The organism is Brucella sp. TWI432, assembly GCF_039674445.1.
GTDB lineage: Bacteria > Pseudomonadota > Alphaproteobacteria > Rhizobiales > Rhizobiaceae > Brucella > Brucella chromiisoli.
This window is the reverse complement of record NZ_JBDJNL010000024.1, coordinates 23,628-41,308: the sequence shown is the minus strand read 5'-3', so window position 1 is coordinate 41,308 and position 17,681 is coordinate 23,628. Positions and strand designations below refer to the sequence as shown.

The following is a 17,681-nucleotide window of genomic DNA, read 5'->3' as shown; positions in this document are numbered from 1 at the left end:
TCGCGTTCTGTAAGTTCATAGCGGCGACGTGACATCAAAGACCTCCAAATCCGAGACCTTTGAATCACTAATCCATTCAAATAGCTAGACTATTTATGAGTGCACGACCTAGATAAAATGGCGGAGAGGGTGGGATTCGAACCCACGGTGGAGTTACCCCCACGCCGCATTTCGAGTGCGGTACTTTCGACCACTCAGCCACCTCTCCGCATTGTGCACCACGGTAAAGCAATCTATAAAAACTGCGCCGTTGATAAGCATCTAAAGCGAATGCTAAGTGTGTAGCGGCTCAATAACGAGCCAAATGCAATTAGACAAGACCTAATTTGCATTCTGTTGTGAAAAATCTTGACTTTCCTGCAGCTTTCAACCTATAAGCACCTGACCTTAGGCGTGGGGTGATCCGCGCCTATTGTTTTGATTGCGAAATTTCGGGTTTCCGGAGTCGTTATCAAGGGCACAATGCCCACTCACCAACCGACTGATAAAAAGACGGCCCATCACTTCGGCGCAAATGTCGTGGAAATGAGAGCCGGACCGAACAACCGAAAGGACAACAAATGTTCGCAGTCATTAAGACCGGTGGCAAGCAGTATCGCGTTGCCGCAAATGACGTTATCAAGATTGAAAAAGTTGCTGGCGAAGCTGGCGACATCGTAGAATTCGCAGAAGTTTTGATGGTCGGTTCGACCGTTGGTGCGCCAGTTGTTGCAGGCGCTCTGGTAACGGCCGAAGTCGTTGAACAGGGCCGTGCACGCAAGGTTATCGCGTTCAAGAAGCGTCGCCGTCAGAATTCGAAGCGCACCCGCGGTCATCGTCAGGAACAGACGACGATCCGTATCTCGGAGATCCTTACCGACGGTGCAAAGCCATCGAAGAAGGCCGCTGAGAAGAAGGCTCCTAAGGCAGATGCCGCTGAAGGCGAAGCCGCAAAGCCAAAGAAGGCAGCGCCTAAGAAGGCTGCAGCCAAGGCCGAGTCGGCTGAGTAAGTAGAAGAGATTAAAGGAGAAATCCAATGGCACACAAAAAAGCTGGTGGTTCGTCGCGTAACGGTCGCGATTCAGAGTCGAAGCGCCTTGGCGTGAAGAAGTTCGGCGGCGAAGCTGTCGTTTCTGGCAACATCATCGTGCGCCAGCGCGGCACGAAGTGGCATCCTGGCGCCAATGTTGGCCTCGGTAAAGACCACACTATTTTTGCTACCACCAATGGTTCCGTTGCTTTCCGCACGAAAGCCAACGGCCGCACCTACGTATCGGTTAACCCGATCGCAGAAGCAGCAGAGTAAGCCGGGCACTCATAAATACCGGCGTCCCATTGGACCCGGTATATATGGCGACCAGCCAAAAGATCGAAGGGAAGATGGGACCACCATCTTCCCTTTTTGCATCTGGAGGACAGACAAATGGTCGTCGACGTTTTAGAAGAAGAATATTACGAGAGCTGTAGCGAGCGGGAGGCCAGTTATGCTGATCTCTCGCCCGGTTTAGATTGCCCCGTCCTCGTCACGGACAGGCTGGTTCTCCGCCCGCCACATACCGAAGACGTGGATGCAATTTCCTATCTTGCCAATAACGCCCGCGTCTCTGCTATGCTCGCCCGTATGCCTCATCCATACAGCCGCGAAAATGCCATCGATTTTGTAGAGCGCGTCCGAAAAGGCGAGATGGGCAATTGCATTTACGCGATTACCCAAGCTGAAACCGGAATCTTTATGGGGTGTTGTGGCATCCATCCGCATAGCCATGGCGAAGGTCTGGAGATTGGCTATTGGCTGGGCGAGCCTTATTGGGGGCATGGTTTTGCCACGGAAGCTGCCCACGCATTGATCGATCTTGCCTTTCGGGCCACGCCAATTGAGCGTCTGCATGTCTCATGCCACGCAAGCAATGTCGGTTCGCGTCGCGTGATTCATAAGTGTGGCTTTCAGTTCAGCAGCATGGGCATGGCGGATTCGCTCGCTTCGGGAAATGTCCCTGTCGAGCGCTATGTTCTTGATCGGCGGACCTGGATCGGCCTGAGAAGCTGGCAGGTATAATCAAAAGAGACGGCCCTGCTGAAAAGAGCAGGGCCGATAAACATCGGGGAATATAATGAACGATATTTATGCTGTAACCCGTGAAAGGGTTGTTGTTCGCGCATTGGATAAGGGAGACCTGCACCGGTTCCGCGCGATACGCCTGTCTGCATTGCAGCTGGCGCCGCAGGCTTTCGGGTCGACCTTTGAAGAAGAAAACGCCTATTCCGACAGCGTGTTTGCGCGCCGCTTGGAGCAGGTGAACGGCAATGTCATTTTCGGTGCCTTTGATGGTGAAAACCTGATGGGTATCGCTGGTTTACATCGCCATGAACGTCGATCCGAGCGTCACCGTGGTACGCTGGTCAGCGTCTATGTCGCGCCGGAAGCGCGGGGCTTGCGACTTGGCAGAGCACTTGTTGGGCAGATTATCGAACACGCGGCCCGGCATGTTGTGATATTGGATGCGAAAGTCGTGGCGACCAATGAGCCTGCAAAGCGTATCTATTATGGCCTCGGTTTCAAATCCTATGGTGTTGAGCCAAAGTCGCTTTATGTCAAAGGGCAATATCTGGATCAGGAATTGCTCTATATCGATTTCAGTGATTCCGCATGGAAACTGAATTTAGGCTGAAAACCTTATGCTTCTGCTGTTTGCAGGGCACAGGTTTTGCTGTAATTGCAAATCGGATTGCGCGAGATTGTGCGCAGTCCCAAGGTTTAAGACGCATCCAATCACGTTTCTATTGCGTCGCAAGAGGTAGGGTTCAATGAAATTTCTCGATCAGGCCAAGATCTATATCCGCTCCGGCAATGGTGGGGCGGGGGCCGTGTCGTTCCGCCGCGAGAAGTTTCTTGAATTCGGCGGTCCTGATGGCGGCGATGGCGGACGCGGTGGCGACGTCTGGGTGGAAGCCGTCAATGGCCTCAATACGCTGATTGACTACCGTTATCAGCAGCATTTCCGGGCCAAGACTGGCATGCATGGCATGGGCCGCAATATGACCGGCGGCAAAGGCGATGATGTCGTCCTCAAAGTGCCGGTCGGCACGCAGATTTTTGAAGAAGATGATGAAACGCTGATCTGCGACATCACCGAAATTGGTCAGCGTTATCGTTTGGCCAAGGGCGGCAATGGCGGCTTTGGCAATCTGCATTTCACGACTTCGACCAATCGCGCGCCACGTCGTGCCAATCTGGGGCAGGAAGGTATCGAGCGTACTATTCGGTTGCGGCTCAAGCTGATTGCTGATGCGGGTCTGGTCGGCCTGCCGAATGCGGGTAAATCGACATTCCTCGCAAGTGTGACGGCTGCAAAACCTAAGATTGCCGATTATCCTTTTACCACGTTGCACCCCAATCTCGGTGTTGCGCGCGTCGATGCACGTGAGTTTGTGATTGCGGATATTCCGGGTCTGATTGAAGGTGCAAGCGAAGGCATCGGCCTTGGCGACCGCTTCCTCGGTCACGTCGAGCGTACCCGCGTGCTTCTGCATTTGGTGTCTGCGCAGGAAGACGATGTGGCGAAGGCTTATCAGGTTATTCGCGGTGAGCTGGAGGCCTATGAGCATGGCCTTACCGAGAAACCTGAAATCGTGGCGCTGTCGCAGATCGATACGCTTGATCCGGATGCACGCAAGCAAAAGGTGAAGGCGCTCAAGAAGGCGTGTGGCCGCGATCCGCTGTTGCTTTCGGCCGTTAGCCATGAAGGCTTGAACGATGCGCTTCGCCAGCTGGCTGCCGTCATCGATAAAAGTCGTGCAGTTGAAGCCGGTGCGGCTGAAGAAGAATAACAGTTGAAGATGCGGCGCAGGAACTGAAGACATGCTCAAACAACTCAAAAACTACCGCCGCATCGTTATCAAAATCGGTTCCGCCCTTCTGGTGGACCGCGCGACCGGGCTCAAGCAAAACTGGCTTGAGAGCCTGGGTCAGGACATTGCGGCGCTTCATCATGTGGGCGTCGAAGTTCTGGTGGTTTCGTCCGGTGCTATAGCACTTGGACGTACTGTTCTTGGTTTGCCGAAAAAATCGCTCAAGCTGGAAGAAAGTCAGGCCGCCGCCGCCGCTGGGCAAATTGCGCTCGCAAAAGCCTATGCCGATGTGCTTGGTGGCCATGACATCAAGTCGGGGCAGATTCTGGTGACGCTTTCGGATACAGAAGAGCGTCGCCGTTATCTCAATGCGCGCGCAACGATTGAAACGCTTCTGAAGCTTGGCGCTGTGCCAATCATCAATGAGAATGATACGGTTGCGACAACCGAAATTCGTTATGGCGATAATGATCGCCTTGCAGCCCGTGTTGCCACCATGATGGGGGCTGATCTTCTGATCCTGCTCTCGGATATTGATGGGCTTTATACGGCACCGCCGCATAAGGACCCGAATGCGCAGTTTCTTCCGCTCGTTACAACAATCACACCCCAGATTGAGGCGATGGCAGGTGCTGCTGCTTCCGAGCTTTCGCGCGGTGGCATGAAGACCAAGCTTGACGCCGGCAAGATTGCCAATGCGGCAGGCACCGCGATGATTATCACCTCCGGTACACGGATGGGGCCGCTTTCGGCTATTGATCGTGGTGAGCGGGCGACATTGTTTGAGCCAGCGCGTGCGCCGGTGAATGCTTGGAAGACCTGGATTTCCGGCAATCTTGAGCCAGCTGGTCGTTTGAAAGTTGATGCTGGTGCAGCCAAAGCGCTGAAATCCGGCAAGTCGCTTTTGCCTGCCGGCGTGAGAGAGATTGAAGGCCAGTTTGAACGGGGCGATACGGTTGCGGTTTTCAATGAAGAAGGCCGGGAAATTGCGCGCGGCCTGATTGCTTATGATGCGGAAGATGCGCGAAAAATTGCCGGGCACAAAAGCGATGAGATCAGTGCCATTCTTGGCTATGATGCACGCAGCGCGATGATCCATCGGAATGATCTGGTGGTACGGGGTATGACCACCACCGAGACTGAAGAAGCATAAGGGGAAGAGGATGTTGAACAAAGTGGATGCCGGAACTGACATCGCAGCCATCATGGCAGAGGTTGGTCGTAAAGCCAGACAGGCAGCGGCTCCGCTATCCATCGCTTCGCCTCAACAGAAAAACAAAGCTCTGCTAGCTGCCGCAGATAGCATTCTTGCAAGCAAAGATGCCATTCTGAGAGCCAACAAGCTTGATCTTGCCAGTGCCGCCGAAAGCGGCATGGCGGCTTCGTTTGTTGATCGGCTGACACTGGATGACGGTCGTATTCAGGCGATTGCCGACGGCATTCGCGCTATTGCTGAATTGAATGACCCAGTCGGTGAAGTGATTGCCGAATGGGATCGTCCGAATGGTCTCCATATCGAGCGCGTTCGTACACCATTGGGCGTCATCGGTGTGATTTATGAAAGCCGTCCCAATGTGACGGCAGATGCTGGCGCGCTATGCCTTAAGGCTGGCAATGCGGTTATCCTGCGCGGCGGATCAGACTCCGCGCATTCGTCGGCAGCCATCCACAAGGCACTGGTTGCGGGACTGGAGGCAGCGCAATTGCCTGCCGATGCTATCCAGATCGTGCCGGTTACAGACCGTGCTGCGGTTGGCGAAATGCTCAAAGGTCTGAATGGCGCGATTGACGTGATTGTCCCTCGCGGCGGCAAAAGCCTCGTGGCGCGGGTGCAATCGGAAGCGCGCGTGCCGGTTTTCGCGCATCTTGAAGGCATCTGTCATCTCTATATCGACAAGTCGGCTGATCTCGACATGGCGCGTGCGATTGCGGTGAATGCCAAGATGCGCCGCACCGGCATTTGCGGTGCAACCGAAACCTTGCTTGTGGATCGCGGAGTGGCTCAAACGCATCTGGTGCCGGTTCTTGAAGATCTAGCTGCCAAGGGTTGTGAAATTCGCGGCAGGGACGAAGTGCGAGCACTGTATACAAGTGCCAAGCCTGCCAGCGAAGAAGACTGGTCGACCGAATATCTCGATGCGATTATTTCGGTGGCGCTGGTCGATGGTGTTTCGGGTGCGATTGAGCATATCAACCGTTACTCCTCGCACCACACCGAAGCGGTTGTGGCTGAGGATGCGGATGTCGTTATGCGCTTCTTCAACGAGATCGACTCGGCCATTCTTCTGCACAATGCCTCGACGCAGTTTGCAGATGGTGGTGAGTTCGGCATGGGCGCTGAAATTGGTATCGCAACGGGCAAGATGCACGCGCGTGGTCCGGTTGGGGTCGAACAGCTGACTTCCTTCAAATATCGTGTTCGTGGAAACGGACAGGTCAGAGGCTGATGCGTTTTGGCTTCGGGCTTCCCGCATTAAAAACGCGTTATCCGGGCGTCGATGCGCGTTATTTGCGTATGCCACATGTCGAAAAGGGCATGACGGTCGGCCTGTTTGGCGGCTCGTTCAACCCACCACATGGTGGCCATGCGCTGGTCGCTGAAATCGCTATTCGACGGCTAAAGCTTGATCAGCTTTGGTGGATGGTGACGCCCGGCAATCCGCTGAAGGATAAGCGCGAACTTGCACCGCTTTGTGAACGGTTGGAGCTGAGCGAGCATGTGGCCAGCGATCCGCGCATCAAGGTGACGGCACTGGAAGCAGCGTTTAATGTGCGCTACACAGCCGACACTCTGGCGCTGATTGCCAAGGCCAATCCCGGCGTGCATTTCGTTTGGGTTATGGGCGCAGACAATCTCGCATCGTTTCATCGCTGGCAGCGCTGGCGTGAGATTGCGCAGACGTTTCCGATCGCAGTTATTGACCGACCGGGTTCGACCTTGGCCTATCTGTCATCGCGGATGGCGCAGACCTTTTCCCGCAGCCGGTTGGATGAACATTACGCGCCAATTCTGGCGCGGCGCTCGCCACCGGCATGGACCTTTATTCACGGACCGCGATCATCGCTTTCGTCGACGGCGCTCCGCAAACAAAAACTGAAAAAGTGAATGGGCTTATCACCCCAAAAAGCTTGAAAGAATGCAAGGACTCTGCCTATCTTAGGCATGTGCGGTGCTTATAACTGCCGTACTGCGTTGTTCTTGACAGAAAGGAACTACACTGAGAACAGCAATTGAGAAGAAGGCTCACCACGCGCCTTCAGCGGTCGGGATGAACGAAACAGCTTTCGTGTCCCAGACCTTCGACGCGGCTTTGGCCAGTCTCGAAAACTCCAAAGCAGAATCTATTATTCCCATCGACATTCGCGGAAGATCTTCGATCGGCGATTTTATGATCGTCGCGTCTGGTCGTTCGCATCGTCATGTGACGGCTGTCGCTGACCATCTTTTGCAGGCGCTTCGCGAAATGGGCTGCAAAGATATGCGGGTCGAAGGACTCGAAGGTGGGGATTGGGTTCTCATCGATACTGGTGATATTGTCGTCCATATTTTCCGCCCGGAAATCCGTGATTTCTACAATCTGGAAAAAATCTGGATCAACGACGATTTCGAAGATCAGCGCGCATCGGGAACGGTGCACTGATTGGAGCGCATCCTGAAAAGTGTGAAACGGTTTTCGGATAAAGATGCGCGTTAAAAGAAAGAGTTAGAGCGTTGCTCTCTGTTTTTATGAGATCCAGATGCGCTCTAAGTCGTAAGAGGACGCGATGCGTGTGAGTGTGATGGCCGTGGGCCGGATGAAAGCCGGCCCCGAGCGGGAGTTGGTCGAGCGTTATTTTGACCGTTTTTCCAAGGCGGGCCCACCGCTTGGGCTCGAATTCGCCGGTGTGAGCGAAATTCCCGAAAGTCGCGGACAAACGGCTGAACTGCGCAAGGCCGAAGAAGCACAGCGTATCCATGAAGCACTGGATAATGGTGCTGCTCTTATCCTGCTTGATGAGCGCGGCAAGGCGCTTGGCTCGGAAGCTTTTGCTGAACGCATTGGCCGTATGCGTGATGCTGGTAAGCGTCAGCTGATTGTCGCCATTGGTGGCCCGGATGGACACGATCCCGCTTTGCGTTCGCGTGCCGATCTGGTTTTGGCGCTCGGTGAACTGACTTGGCCGCATCAGATAGCCCGCATTCTGGTTGCTGAACAATTATATCGCGCGGCGACGATTCTTGCGGGTCATCCCTATCATCGGTCCTAATTATTTCACGTTCTTCTAATAGCTAATGCGACGGGTCGGGTTTCGTAACTGCCTCGTGCATCATCTGAAGAATTACATGTCGCTTTCATCGACGAATAAAACGCTGCCGCAGATCGTCTTTGTGACCGATCACGGGTTTCTCAAACCCACACTTGTGGCGATGTGGGGCGTTCTGCGTCACTTGTCTGTCCCCGGCATCATCCATTTCTGGGGTGATGGACTAAGTGAGCAGGATTGGGAAGCTGTGCATCGGGTCGCTTCCACCAATCCGTCAGTTACGTTGAATAGCCTTTCTCTGACGAGCGCTGATCTTGAGGGCGCAAAGGGCCCAACGGCTTATATTTCGGCGGCATCCATGGGGCGTTTGCATATTCCGGCCCGAATTTCAGGGCGCGTTCTTTATATTGATGGCGACACGCAGGTGGTGGGTGATGTCGCCCCACTTTTCGGCCTTGATCTCAAAGGCTGCCCGATTGGCGCGGTGCGCGATTGTGTTGTGGCGAAATGGTCTTCACGTAGCCTCAAGGTGCGCGAAAAATGTTTGCCGCGTGTGCGTGAGTTACAGGAATTGATGCAGCAAAGCGATATATCGCGCTATTTCAATTCCGGCGTTCTGCTGCTTGATACGGATGCCATTCGGGCAGAGCCGGAACTACATCAGGCAATGCAAGATCTTGTTCGTGCGTCCGCGTGTCCATTGGGCGATCAGGACCATCTCAACAATGTTTTTCGGGATCGCGTACATCTGCTCAACCCGGCTTATAATTCTTCATGGAGCCGGGCTGCCAGGCAGCGGCGCCACATTGCCCGACTTGGTGGCGATGTCGAGGAAAGTAAATCTGTGCCGGATATCATTGTTCATTTCCATGGTCCGGAAAAGCCATGGAAGCGGCCACGCCGCGATCTTTGGAAACACCGCGCCCGCGCCGTCTGGCGCTATCGGCGTGAAATGCAACAATATGTGCAGAGTTACCCTGATCTTGCGCCGTAATTGCGCGCAGTTTCACCAGAAATGACGAATAGGACCAATGGCCGAGGCGAAATTTTTACGGATTGCTTATAGCTAACAATTCCTTAATGCTCTGCGGCTAGTTTTGGCCTTCTTTTTTCCTGATATAGCAGATCATGAGTTCTTGTCGCCTTTCAAAAATGCCTTTGCTGCCTGCATTCATGCGGGTGGGCTTTGTTGCGACTGCTCTTATGGCAGGCATGCCGCAGGTTTTCGCACAGGAAGCGCTGCAAGAGCAGCGTGAGAAGGCGGCGAGTGAATATGAGCAGCTTACCACCGAATTGTCGGTTACGGGCGATAAGCTCAAGCAGCTTGAAGGCGAAGTTGCAAACCTCAAAAAAGATCAGGTAACGATAACGGCGGCATTGATCCAGTCTGCCAAGACGGACAAGAAATTGCAGCAGGATATTGCTGATAGTGCTGATAAACTGGTTGCGCTGCGGGAGCAGGAAGAAGGAATTCGCATCTCTTTGCGGGCGCGGCGTAACGTTCTGTCTGAGGTTTTGGCCGCATTGCAGCGCATGGGCCTGAATCCGCCGCCTGCTATCCTCGTGCGGCCCGATGATGCTTTGGCATCGGTGCGTAGTGCTGTTTTGCTTGGCGCGGTGGTGCCGGAAATGCGTGGGCAGGTGGAGGAACTTGCGGGTGATCTCAAAGACATGCAGCGCGTGACTGCTTCTATCCAGCAGGAGCAGGAAAAATTGAAAACCACGCGCACTGCGCAGGCCGAAGAGCAGAAGCGGCAATCACTTCTTCTTGAAGAAAAAAAGAAATTGCAGGCCCAATCCGAGCAGGAAATGGATGCGCAGCGCAAGCGTTCGGAAGAACTTGCCGCAAAAGCGGGCAGCCTCAAGGAGTTGATCGACGGACTGGATAAGCAGATGGCTGGCGTGCGTGATGCAGCCGATGCAGCCCGCAAGGCCGAGGCCGAGCGTCTGGCGAAGGCCCGTGAAAAGGCCGGAGAAACAACGCCTGATGTTGGCCGTCTGGAGGCGCAGCTTGACTTTACATCCTTGCGTGGAAGGCTGATTTTGCCTGCTTCTGGCAAGTTGATCCGCCATTTTGGTGACAAGGATGGTGTCGGCGGCAACATGATGGGGCAGATTGTCGAAACTTTGCCTGCTGCCACGATTACGTCACCTTCCGATGGCGTAGTATTATATGCGGGTACATTCAGATCTTATGGGCAACTCTTGATCCTTGATGCTGGCAATGGCTATCATATCGTGATGGCAGGCATGGGCCGAATCGACGTGGCGCAAGGTCAGTTTGTTCTTGCCGGGGAGCCGGTCGGCGCGATGGGTGAAAAACTTCTCGCAAGTGTTGCACCCATTGAAGTGGGCAATGGCGCGCCATTGCTTTACATTGAGTTTCGAAAAGATGGAAAACCCGTTGATCCGGCCCCGTGGTGGTCCGAGCGGCTTTCTGGAAGGACACAAAATGATACGTAAACTGTCGCTGCTGTTCGCCGGAGCCCTTCTGGGGGCGTCAGCCATGGTGATGGTTCAGGGCGCGCCTGCTTCCACGGCCTTTGCGGCAGCGGGGAAAGACAGCGATGTCTATAAGGACCTGGCTCTCTTCGGTGATATTTTCGAGCGCGTGCGTCAGCAATATGTGACGCCCCCCGATGACAAGAAGCTGACGGAAAGCGCGATCAATGGCATGTTGACGTCGCTTGATCCGCATTCTTCCTATCTCAACCCGGAAGCCGCACAGGACATGCGCGTGCAGACCAAGGGCGAGTTCGGCGGGCTTGGCATCGAAGTCACCATGGATAATGACCTCGTGAAGGTCATCGCGCCCATTGATGATACGCCTGCTTCCAAAGCCGGCGTTCTTGCGGGTGATCTGATCAGCAAGATCGATGGACAGGAAGTCCGTGGTCTCAGCCTCGCTGATGCTGTTGAAAAGATGCGCGGTGAGGTCGGTTCCCCGATTGAACTCACGCTGATCCGTCAGGGTGCGGACAAGCCAATCACGCTTAAGATTGATCGCGCGGTGATCAAGGTGAAGGCTGTTCGTTCGCGTATCGAAAACGATGTCGGCTATCTGCGTGTGATTTCCTTTACCGAACAGACGTCGGATGATCTCAAGAAAGCGATCAAGGATATTCAGGAAAAGGTGCCTGCTGACAAGCTCAAGGGCTATGTGCTTGACTTGCGGCTTAATCCGGGTGGTCTACTTGATCAGGCGGTAGCTGTTTCTGACACCTTCCTTGACAAGGGTGAGATCGTTTCGACCCGTGGGCGTGATCCGCAGGATGTGACGCGCTTTGATGCCCATAAAGGTGATCTTACAAACGGCAAGCCACTGATTGTTTTGATCAATGGCGGCTCGGCCAGTGCGTCCGAAATCGTTGCCGGTGCGTTGCAGGATCATCGCCGTGCGACCGTGCTGGGTACGCAGTCCTTTGGTAAGGGTTCTGTGCAGACCATCATTCCGCTTGGTGAGAATGGCTCGTTGCGTCTGACGACCGCACTCTATTACACACCATCCGGCAAGTCGATTCAGGGCAAGGGTATTACCCCGGACATCAAGGTTGAACAGCCGCTGCCGCCTGAAATGCGTGGCGAAGATGTTGTGCGCGGCGAATCCGAACTGAAAGGCCATATCAAAGGCAATGAAGAAGATGATGCCGGTTCGGGATCTGCTGCTTATGTGCCGCTTGAGCCTAAGGACGATGTTCAGCTCAATGACGCGCTGAAGCTTTTGCGTGGTGAAGTTGCCAATGTAGCCTTCCCGCCAGACCCGAAAAAGAGCGTTCTGAACTAATCAGCAGTCACGCTTGAAGGAGAAATAAAGCGCGGGAGTTCAGGCTTCCGCGTTTTCTTTTTGTCGCAGTTCAATGCCATTGAAACGCTATGAATTGCCGCATAACACTTGATTTAAACGCATGCATACGGAGATACCATGTCGAAGCACAAAGGCCCTGTCGATCCTGAAAGCCTGCCATATCGTCCCTGTGTTGGGTTGATGGTGCTCAATAAAGCGGGTCTTGTCTGGGCCGGGCGACGCATTGTCATTCCGGGTGACGAAATGGATGGTGCAACGCAGCTCTGGCAAATGCCGCAGGGCGGCATTGACAAGGGCGAAGACCCAGCTGTGGCATCGCTGCGTGAGCTTTATGAAGAAACCGGCATGAAGTCTGTGTCACTGCTTGAAGAAGCGCCGAACTGGATCAATTACGACCTGCCAGCGCGTCTCGTTGGGCATGCGCTGAAAGGCAAATATCGCGGACAGACCCAGAAATGGTTTGCCTATCGTTTTGAGGGTGATGAGAGCGAAATCGCGATCAATCCGCCGCCCGGTGGCCATACGGCTGAGTTTGAGGAATGGGCGTGGAAGCCAATGCGGGAACTGCCGGAATTGATCGTGCCGTTCAAGCGCAAGGTTTACGAAGAAGTCGTCAGCGCTTTCCAGCATCTCGCGCCTTAGAATGCAAGCCTCTTGCCAGTAAGCCCGACTCATAGTCAACTCACCGCAAATGCGTCGTGGATGCGTTCTCAGAGGGAGAAATTCTTATGGATGGTATGAGTCTTCTTGTATTCCTGTTCGTTGGTCTTATTGCCGGCTGGCTGGCAGGCAAGGTCGTGCAGGGTGGTGGTTTTGGTGTTATCGGCAATATTATTGTGGGTGTGATCGGCGCCTTTTTTGCGGGTTGGCTGCTGCCGCGTCTTGGCTTTTCGGTTGGCGGCGGCGTGGTTGCCTCAATCGTCAATGCCTTTATCGGCGCTGCCATCCTTCTGATAATCCTGCGGATCGTCAAGCGCGTCTGACGACCTCGGATCACTGCGGTCGGATTGCGCTCTCTACCAATCATCATAATGGCCCGGTTTTAAGGACCGGCCAGCATCTTTCAAAGCTTAAGAAGAATGACACCGAATTCGAAGCTATCGCTTGGCTTGGCTCTGACTGCATCCGCTGGTTTCGTTGATGCAATTGCCTTCCTGCAACTGGGCGGTTTCTTTGCATCGTTCATGAGTGGCAACACCACGCAACTTGGGACTGCGATTGCCGGGCAGCCGGGCGTGCAGGGCGAGGTCCTGATCTGGTTTCCCGCTATCCTGATTGTCCTGTTTTTCCTGGGCGCTTTCTTCGGAACACTTGTCGTTCGCGCTTACGGTCGTGCGGGTAGTCTTTATGTGATGGCCAGTGTGGTAGCGATTTTATTGTTGGTTGGCGTTTTGCGGCGCGAAGGCGCAATGTTTATCCAGCCGGTCCTGCTGCTTGCCGCCGCAATGGGCGCGCAAAACGCGGCCGTGCAACCGATTGGCGCTGCCCGTCTGGGTGTAACTTACGTGACGGGCACGCTTTTTAATGCTGCTGCCGATCTTGCCTGTTCGCTGCGCGGTGAAACACCGAAGTGGCGGTGGTTGCAGCATGTCGCGGTTTGGCTGGCCTTGATGCTTGGCGCTGTCGGCGGTGGCCTCGGCCATTATTTTATTGGTCTTGATGCCTTGTTCGTACCCGCCGCGATGATTGTCGGGGCCATGGTTGTCTATATGAAGGTTAGCTAAAAAGCGATTTTTCGTTTTCGACCAGTTCTGAAATCAGCGCGGAAACTGCCGTTACGCGGCGAAGCGTGCGTGCGGATTCGTGATAGGTCAGCCAATAGGCGCGGCGGATGGTGCGATCAGGAAATAGCGGCACGAGATCGGAATCAGCACGTGCGATAAATGCATGAAGAATGCCGATACCTGCACCGGCCCGCACGGCTTCCACCTGACCCAGTGCGCTCGACACTTCAAAATCTGGTTTCCAGTCGCGGCAAATCTCCGATGCGTAGGCAAGTGATGGATTAACCACAAGGTCTTCAACATAACCGATCAGTCTGTGACCGCTCAACTCATCCGTGCTCTGCGGTGTCCCATGCTCTTCGAGATAGCTGCGATGGGCATAAAGACCAAGCGTATAATCCACCAGCCTGCGGGCAATCAGCCTGCCTTGCTCAGGTCTTTCAACGGTAATCGCGATATCGGCTTCACGCCGCGACAGCGAGAACGAACGCGGCACTGGAACCAGCTGAATGGTGAGATCGGGATATTGCTGCGTCAGGCGCGCAAGCCGGGGCGCAAGAAAATTGACCCCAAAGCCATCCGGCGCGCCAATCCGCACCGTGCCGGACACGGCAACATCGGCATTGCCAACCTGCGCGCGGGCGGAAAGCATCTCTGCTTCCATGCGTTCGGCTGCTAAGAGAAATTCTTCGCCTGCCTGTGTGAGTGTGGAGCCGTTGGTGCGGCGTGTCAGAAGGGTCGTTGAAAGTGCAGTTTCAAGAGCGGTCAGACGGCGTGCAACCGTGGTGTGGTTAAGGCCCAATCTTTTGGCCGCACCCAGAATCTGCCCCGAGCGTGCAACGGCGAGAAAAATACGAATATCATCCCAGTTCATGGCATTTTGCCTCCCTATGATTTTGTACTATAAAAAATGCACAACGGATACGCTTTTCAGTGCCTTGCAATCATGAATTTGCAGAGTCAGGATAGGCCTTAAGAAGGCGGTCTTTTGCCGCCTCAAGGGATAAACATAAGGGAGGCGTTTTCATGCGCACTGTAGGACATTTCATCGGCGGCAAGCATGTTGCTGGCAAAAGCGGTCGCACGGCTGATATTTATCAGCCGCTGGATGGCACGGTTCAGGGTACTGTGGCGCTGGCCACCAAAGATGAAGTGCGTGCGGCGGTCGAAAATGCCAAGGCAGCGCAACCAGCATGGGCTGCCACCAATCCGCAGCGCCGCGTGCGCATTCTGCGCAAGTTCCTCGAACTCGTTGAAGCAGAATATGACAGCCTTGCTGAATTGCTGGCGCGTGAACATGGCAAGACGATTGCTGACGCGAAGGGCGACATTCAGCGCGGTCTCGAAGTGGTGGAAGTCTGCCTCGGTTCCGCGCACATGCTCAAAGGCGAATTCACTGACAATGCAGGCACGGGCATCGACACCTATTCGATGCGTCAGCCGCTCGGTGTTGTAGCCGGTATCACGCCGTTCAACTTCCCGGCCATGATCCCACTGTGGAAAGCTGGCCCGGCGATTGCCTGCGGCAATGCTTTCGTGCTCAAGCCATCGGAACGTGATCCGGGTGTGCCGATGCGTCTGGCTGAACTGTTCATGGAAGCTGGCCTTCCGGCAGGCATTTTCAACGTCGTCAATGGCGACAAGGATGCGGTCGATGCGCTGCTCGACGATAAGGATGTTCAGGCCATCGGTTTCGTTGGTTCGACACCGATTGCACAATATATCTATGGTCGTGGCTGCTCAAACGGCAAGCGCGTTCAGTGCTTTGGCGGTGCCAAGAACCACATGCTGATCATGCCGGATGCCGATATCGATCAGACGGTCGATGCGCTGATTGGCGCTGGTTACGGTTCAGCAGGCGAACGCTGCATGGCGATCTCTGTTGCGGTTCCGGTTGGTGAAGACACTGCAAACCGTCTTATGGAAAAGCTGATTCCACGCGTTGAAGCGCTGAAAATTGGCCCATCAACGGACAATTCCGCCGATTTTGGTCCGGTTGTTACCAAGGCAGCACTTGAGCGCATTCGTGGCTATGTCGATCTCGGCGTTGAGGAAGGCGCAAAGCTCGTCGTTGATGGCCGTGGCTTCAAGATGCAGGGTTATGAGAACGGCTTCTATATGGGCGGCTGTCTGTTTGATCATGTAACGCCGGATATGCGCATCTATAAGGAAGAAATCTTCGGCCCGGTTCTTTCGGTTGTTCGCGCCAAGAACTACGAAGAAGCGCTCGCTCTGCCAAATGAACATGAATATGGCAATGGCGTTGCCATCTTCACCCGCGACGGTGATGCAGCGCGTGATTTTGCCAGCCGTGTTCAGGTCGGCATGGTCGGCATCAACGTGCCGATTCCGGTTCCGATTGCCTACTACACCTTTGGTGGCTGGAAGGCTTCGGGCTTCGGCGATCTCAACCAGCACGGCCCGGATGCATTCCGCTTCTACACCAAGACCAAGACAGTTACCTCGCGCTGGCCTTCCGGCGTGAAGGATGGTGCAGAGTTTGTCATCCCGACGATGAAATAACTCATTCTGTTTTCAAGTGAGAAAGCCCCGCCCATGACTTCTTTTCATGGGCGGGGTTTTCTTTTGTTGCGCAATCTTTGTGTCATGACATCCACTTTTCGCTTTTACGCGCTAATTAAAGGCATAGAGTTGTAGCGATTATCAGGAGTGAGATTTATGAGTGCAAAAACCAACCATCGTATTGTCCTTGCATCGCGTCCCGAAGGACGACCGACTGCGGAACACTTTCGACTTGAAACGGCAGAGATTCCTGCGTTGGGCGAAGGTCAGGTGTTGCTCAAAATCCGCTATCTCTCGCTTGATCCGTATATGCGTGGGCGCATGAGTGCGGCAAAATCCTATGCAGCGCCCGTTGAGATCGGTGCTGTCATGGAAGGCGGAACCGTTGGCGAAGTGGTAGAAAGTAAAAGCGCAGGCTTTGTTCCGGGCGATTTCGTTCTCTCTTATTCCGGTTGGCAGAGCTATGCGGTTGCCGAGGCATCCACATTGCGTAAACTCGATCCAAAGCAAGTGCCTGTCACGACGGCGCTCGGTGTTATGGGCATGCCAGGCTTCACCGCTTATTCCGGCCTGTTGACGATCGGGCAGCCGAAAGAGGGTGAAACAGTTGTGGTTGCAGCTGCGACCGGACCCGTCGGTTCTGCCGTGGGCCAGATTGCCAAGCTCAAAGGTGCGCGCGCAGTCGGTATCGCCGGTGGGCCGGACAAGTGCAAAGCACTGATTGATGATTTCGGCTTTGATGCAGCGCTTGATCATCGTTCCGATAATTTTGCGCAGGAACTGGCGTTGGCTTGCCCGAAAGGCATTGATGTTTACTTCGAGAATGTCGGCGGTAAGGTTTTTGATGCTGTGCTGCCGCTACTTAATCCCTTTGCACGTGTTCCGGTGTGTGGACTGATTGCACAATATAATCAGAGCGGCGCTTTTGACGGGCCGGACCGGCTGCCATTGCTCATGCGTGACATTCTCACCAAAAGCATGACAATTCGCGGCTTTATCGTGCGGGATTTTGCCGACCAAGGGCCAGCATTCCAGCGCGACATGGCAAAGTGGGTTGCTGATGGTCAAGTGCGTTACCGTGAGGATATTGTGGTCGGGCTTGAAAATGCGCCCAAAGCTTTCATTTCCATGCTGGAAGGCGGCAATTTTGGTAAGCTGATCGTAAAACTGAATTGATCAGACAATATTCTGCTTGCAGAACAGCAATCAGGACGTGATGTTGCATAGTGTGTCCACGATACGAGTCTTTTCTTGAGGGCAGGCAGATTATGGGTGAGCGCCAGCAGGCGGGCATAGGTGAGGGTGGCAGTCCGGGACGCGAGCGTCAGGACGAGGCGCAGCGCATTCTTGAACGTCTGGAGCGCGAGCAAACCGGCGCTGGAGGTATTGTTCGGCGCGGGTTTGCCCGTACCGCAAGCCATCTTGCTGCCAATGATGCCCCGGAGGATGACAAAATCGAACTCTGGGCTACCCGCGTCGGGCGCGGGCTGGGCCTTATCATCACGCTGGCGATTATCGTCTGGCTCATTTCTTACCTCATGCAAAGCCAGGTTTAA

Annotated in this window: 20 protein-coding genes and 1 tRNA gene; 19 read left to right on the top strand and 2 right to left on the bottom strand. The window is 54.4% G+C overall.

The window, feature by feature from the left end; genetic code table 11:
- Positions 1-118 precede the first annotated feature (118 nt).
- A tRNA-Ser gene (locus ABE527_RS19620) sits at positions 119-208 on the bottom strand.
- Positions 209-560: 352 nt separating this feature from the next.
- On the opposite strand from ABE527_RS19620, the gene rplU reads away from it, so the two are divergent.
- The 16 genes from rplU (at position 561) to ABE527_RS19540 (ending at position 13,602) form a co-directional block, all read left to right on the top strand.
- On the top strand, positions 561-989 hold the full coding sequence (rplU, locus tag ABE527_RS19615) for a 50S ribosomal protein L21 (protein ID WP_265985166.1): 429 nt from the start codon (positions 561-563) through the stop codon (positions 987-989).
- Positions 990-1,015: 26 nt separating this feature from the next.
- On the top strand, positions 1,016-1,285 hold the full coding sequence (gene rpmA, locus ABE527_RS19610; RefSeq protein ID WP_007876947.1) for a 50S ribosomal protein L27: 270 nt from the start codon (positions 1,016-1,018) through the stop codon (positions 1,283-1,285).
- A 117-nt stretch (positions 1,286-1,402) separates the two neighbouring features.
- Positions 1,403-2,035, top strand: coding sequence for a GNAT family N-acetyltransferase (locus tag ABE527_RS19605; RefSeq protein WP_265985168.1), 633 nt, complete (start codon positions 1,403-1,405; stop codon positions 2,033-2,035).
- Positions 2,036-2,090: 55 nt separating this feature from the next.
- On the top strand, positions 2,091-2,648 hold the full coding sequence (locus tag ABE527_RS19600; protein WP_265985169.1) for a GNAT family N-acetyltransferase: 558 nt from the start codon (positions 2,091-2,093) through the stop codon (positions 2,646-2,648).
- A gap of 136 nt (positions 2,649-2,784) precedes the next feature.
- Positions 2,785-3,807, top strand: a complete 1,023-nt coding sequence (obgE, locus tag ABE527_RS19595) for a GTPase ObgE (RefSeq protein WP_499698023.1) — start codon at positions 2,785-2,787, stop codon at positions 3,805-3,807.
- Between the two features lie 31 nt (positions 3,808-3,838).
- Positions 3,839-4,981 (top strand): glutamate 5-kinase, encoded by a 1,143-nt coding sequence (gene proB / locus ABE527_RS19590; protein ID WP_265985171.1) that lies wholly within the window; start codon positions 3,839-3,841, stop codon positions 4,979-4,981.
- A gap of 10 nt (positions 4,982-4,991) precedes the next feature.
- Entirely contained in the window at positions 4,992-6,275 is a 1,284-nt protein-coding gene (locus ABE527_RS19585; RefSeq protein ID WP_499698022.1) for a glutamate-5-semialdehyde dehydrogenase, read from the top strand.
- The gene (locus ABE527_RS19580; RefSeq protein WP_499698021.1) at positions 6,275-6,934 is read left to right on the top strand and encodes a nicotinate-nucleotide adenylyltransferase; all 660 of its coding nucleotides are present in this window, start codon (positions 6,275-6,277) and stop codon (positions 6,932-6,934) included. Before ABE527_RS19585 ends, ABE527_RS19580 begins: the two co-directional genes overlap by 1 nt.
- Positions 6,935-7,097: 163 nt before the next feature.
- Positions 7,098-7,469 carry a ribosome silencing factor gene (gene rsfS, locus ABE527_RS19575; RefSeq protein ID WP_265985176.1) on the top strand — a complete coding sequence of 124 codons (372 nt, stop codon included), beginning with the start codon at positions 7,098-7,100 and terminating at the stop codon, positions 7,467-7,469.
- A gap of 124 nt (positions 7,470-7,593) precedes the next feature.
- A complete protein-coding gene (gene rlmH / locus ABE527_RS19570; protein ID WP_499695328.1) occupies positions 7,594-8,076 on the top strand; it encodes a 23S rRNA (pseudouridine(1915)-N(3))-methyltransferase RlmH in 483 nt (160 codons plus the stop codon).
- A 76-nt stretch (positions 8,077-8,152) separates the two neighbouring features.
- A complete protein-coding gene (locus ABE527_RS19565) occupies positions 8,153-9,067 on the top strand; it encodes a glycosyltransferase family 8 protein (protein ID WP_499698020.1) in 915 nt (304 codons plus the stop codon).
- Positions 9,068-9,246: 179 nt separating this feature from the next.
- A complete protein-coding gene (locus ABE527_RS19560) occupies positions 9,247-10,536 on the top strand; it encodes a murein hydrolase activator EnvC family protein (RefSeq protein ID WP_499698025.1) in 1,290 nt (429 codons plus the stop codon).
- A complete protein-coding gene (locus tag ABE527_RS19555) occupies positions 10,526-11,857 on the top strand; it encodes a S41 family peptidase (protein WP_499698019.1) in 1,332 nt (443 codons plus the stop codon). The genes ABE527_RS19560 and ABE527_RS19555 overlap by 11 nt, the downstream gene beginning before the upstream one ends.
- A 138-nt stretch (positions 11,858-11,995) precedes the next feature.
- Positions 11,996-12,520, top strand: a complete 525-nt coding sequence (locus ABE527_RS19550; RefSeq protein ID WP_265985181.1) for an RNA pyrophosphohydrolase — start codon at positions 11,996-11,998, stop codon at positions 12,518-12,520.
- 86 nt (positions 12,521-12,606) lie between these two features.
- Entirely contained in the window at positions 12,607-12,861 is a 255-nt protein-coding gene (locus ABE527_RS19545; protein ID WP_265985182.1) for a GlsB/YeaQ/YmgE family stress response membrane protein, read from the top strand.
- A 96-nt stretch (positions 12,862-12,957) separates the two neighbouring features.
- Positions 12,958-13,602 carry a YoaK family protein gene (locus ABE527_RS19540; protein WP_265985183.1) on the top strand — a complete coding sequence of 215 codons (645 nt, stop codon included), beginning with the start codon at positions 12,958-12,960 and terminating at the stop codon, positions 13,600-13,602.
- On the opposite strand, the gene ABE527_RS19535 is transcribed toward ABE527_RS19540, so the two are convergent.
- Positions 13,595-14,476 carry a LysR family transcriptional regulator gene (locus tag ABE527_RS19535; RefSeq protein WP_265985184.1) on the bottom strand — a complete coding sequence of 294 codons (882 nt, stop codon included), beginning with the start codon at positions 14,474-14,476 and terminating at the stop codon, positions 13,595-13,597. The genes ABE527_RS19540 and ABE527_RS19535 overlap by 8 nt on opposite strands.
- Positions 14,477-14,628: 152 nt before the next feature.
- Between ABE527_RS19535 and ABE527_RS19530 the strand changes: the two genes are divergently transcribed.
- The 3 genes from ABE527_RS19530 (at position 14,629) to ABE527_RS19520 (ending at position 17,681) form a co-directional block, all read left to right on the top strand.
- On the top strand, positions 14,629-16,125 hold the full coding sequence (locus ABE527_RS19530; RefSeq protein ID WP_265985185.1) for a CoA-acylating methylmalonate-semialdehyde dehydrogenase: 1,497 nt from the start codon (positions 14,629-14,631) through the stop codon (positions 16,123-16,125).
- A 156-nt stretch (positions 16,126-16,281) separates the two neighbouring features.
- Positions 16,282-17,301, top strand: a complete 1,020-nt coding sequence (gene curA, locus ABE527_RS19525; RefSeq protein ID WP_499698018.1) for an NADPH-dependent curcumin/dihydrocurcumin reductase — start codon at positions 16,282-16,284, stop codon at positions 17,299-17,301.
- 92 nt (positions 17,302-17,393) lie between these two features.
- The gene (locus ABE527_RS19520) at positions 17,394-17,681 is read left to right on the top strand and encodes a hypothetical protein (RefSeq protein WP_265985188.1); all 288 of its coding nucleotides are present in this window, start codon (positions 17,394-17,396) and stop codon (positions 17,679-17,681) included.

Excerpts from the sequence above, each read along its gene's own strand:
- rplU (WP_265985166.1), top strand. The coding sequence starts at position 561 with ATGTTCGCAGTCATTAAGACCGGTGGCAAGCAGTATCGCGTTGCCGCA.
- rpmA (WP_007876947.1), top strand. The coding sequence starts at position 1,016 with ATGGCACACAAAAAAGCTGGTGGTTCGTCGCGTAACGGTCGCGATTCA.
- ABE527_RS19605 (WP_265985168.1), top strand. The coding sequence starts at position 1,403 with ATGGTCGTCGACGTTTTAGAAGAAGAATATTACGAGAGCTGTAGCGAG.
- ABE527_RS19600 (WP_265985169.1), top strand. The coding sequence starts at position 2,091 with ATGAACGATATTTATGCTGTAACCCGTGAAAGGGTTGTTGTTCGCGCA.
- obgE (WP_499698023.1), top strand. The coding sequence starts at position 2,785 with ATGAAATTTCTCGATCAGGCCAAGATCTATATCCGCTCCGGCAATGGT.
- proB (WP_265985171.1), top strand. The coding sequence starts at position 3,839 with ATGCTCAAACAACTCAAAAACTACCGCCGCATCGTTATCAAAATCGGT.
- ABE527_RS19585 (WP_499698022.1), top strand. The coding sequence starts at position 4,992 with ATGTTGAACAAAGTGGATGCCGGAACTGACATCGCAGCCATCATGGCA.
- ABE527_RS19580 (WP_499698021.1), top strand. The coding sequence starts at position 6,275 with ATGCGTTTTGGCTTCGGGCTTCCCGCATTAAAAACGCGTTATCCGGGC.
- rsfS (WP_265985176.1), top strand. The coding sequence starts at position 7,098 with ATGAACGAAACAGCTTTCGTGTCCCAGACCTTCGACGCGGCTTTGGCC.
- rlmH (WP_499695328.1), top strand. The coding sequence starts at position 7,594 with ATGCGTGTGAGTGTGATGGCCGTGGGCCGGATGAAAGCCGGCCCCGAG.
- ABE527_RS19565 (WP_499698020.1), top strand. The coding sequence starts at position 8,153 with ATGTCGCTTTCATCGACGAATAAAACGCTGCCGCAGATCGTCTTTGTG.
- ABE527_RS19560 (WP_499698025.1), top strand. The coding sequence starts at position 9,247 with ATGCGGGTGGGCTTTGTTGCGACTGCTCTTATGGCAGGCATGCCGCAG.
- ABE527_RS19555 (WP_499698019.1), top strand. The coding sequence starts at position 10,526 with ATGATACGTAAACTGTCGCTGCTGTTCGCCGGAGCCCTTCTGGGGGCG.
- ABE527_RS19550 (WP_265985181.1), top strand. The coding sequence starts at position 11,996 with ATGTCGAAGCACAAAGGCCCTGTCGATCCTGAAAGCCTGCCATATCGT.
- ABE527_RS19545 (WP_265985182.1), top strand. The coding sequence starts at position 12,607 with ATGGATGGTATGAGTCTTCTTGTATTCCTGTTCGTTGGTCTTATTGCC.
- ABE527_RS19540 (WP_265985183.1), top strand. The coding sequence starts at position 12,958 with ATGACACCGAATTCGAAGCTATCGCTTGGCTTGGCTCTGACTGCATCC.
- ABE527_RS19535 (WP_265985184.1), bottom strand. The coding sequence starts at position 14,476 with ATGAACTGGGATGATATTCGTATTTTTCTCGCCGTTGCACGCTCGGGG.
- ABE527_RS19530 (WP_265985185.1), top strand. The coding sequence starts at position 14,629 with ATGCGCACTGTAGGACATTTCATCGGCGGCAAGCATGTTGCTGGCAAA.
- curA (WP_499698018.1), top strand. The coding sequence starts at position 16,282 with ATGAGTGCAAAAACCAACCATCGTATTGTCCTTGCATCGCGTCCCGAA.
- ABE527_RS19520 (WP_265985188.1), top strand. The coding sequence starts at position 17,394 with ATGGGTGAGCGCCAGCAGGCGGGCATAGGTGAGGGTGGCAGTCCGGGA.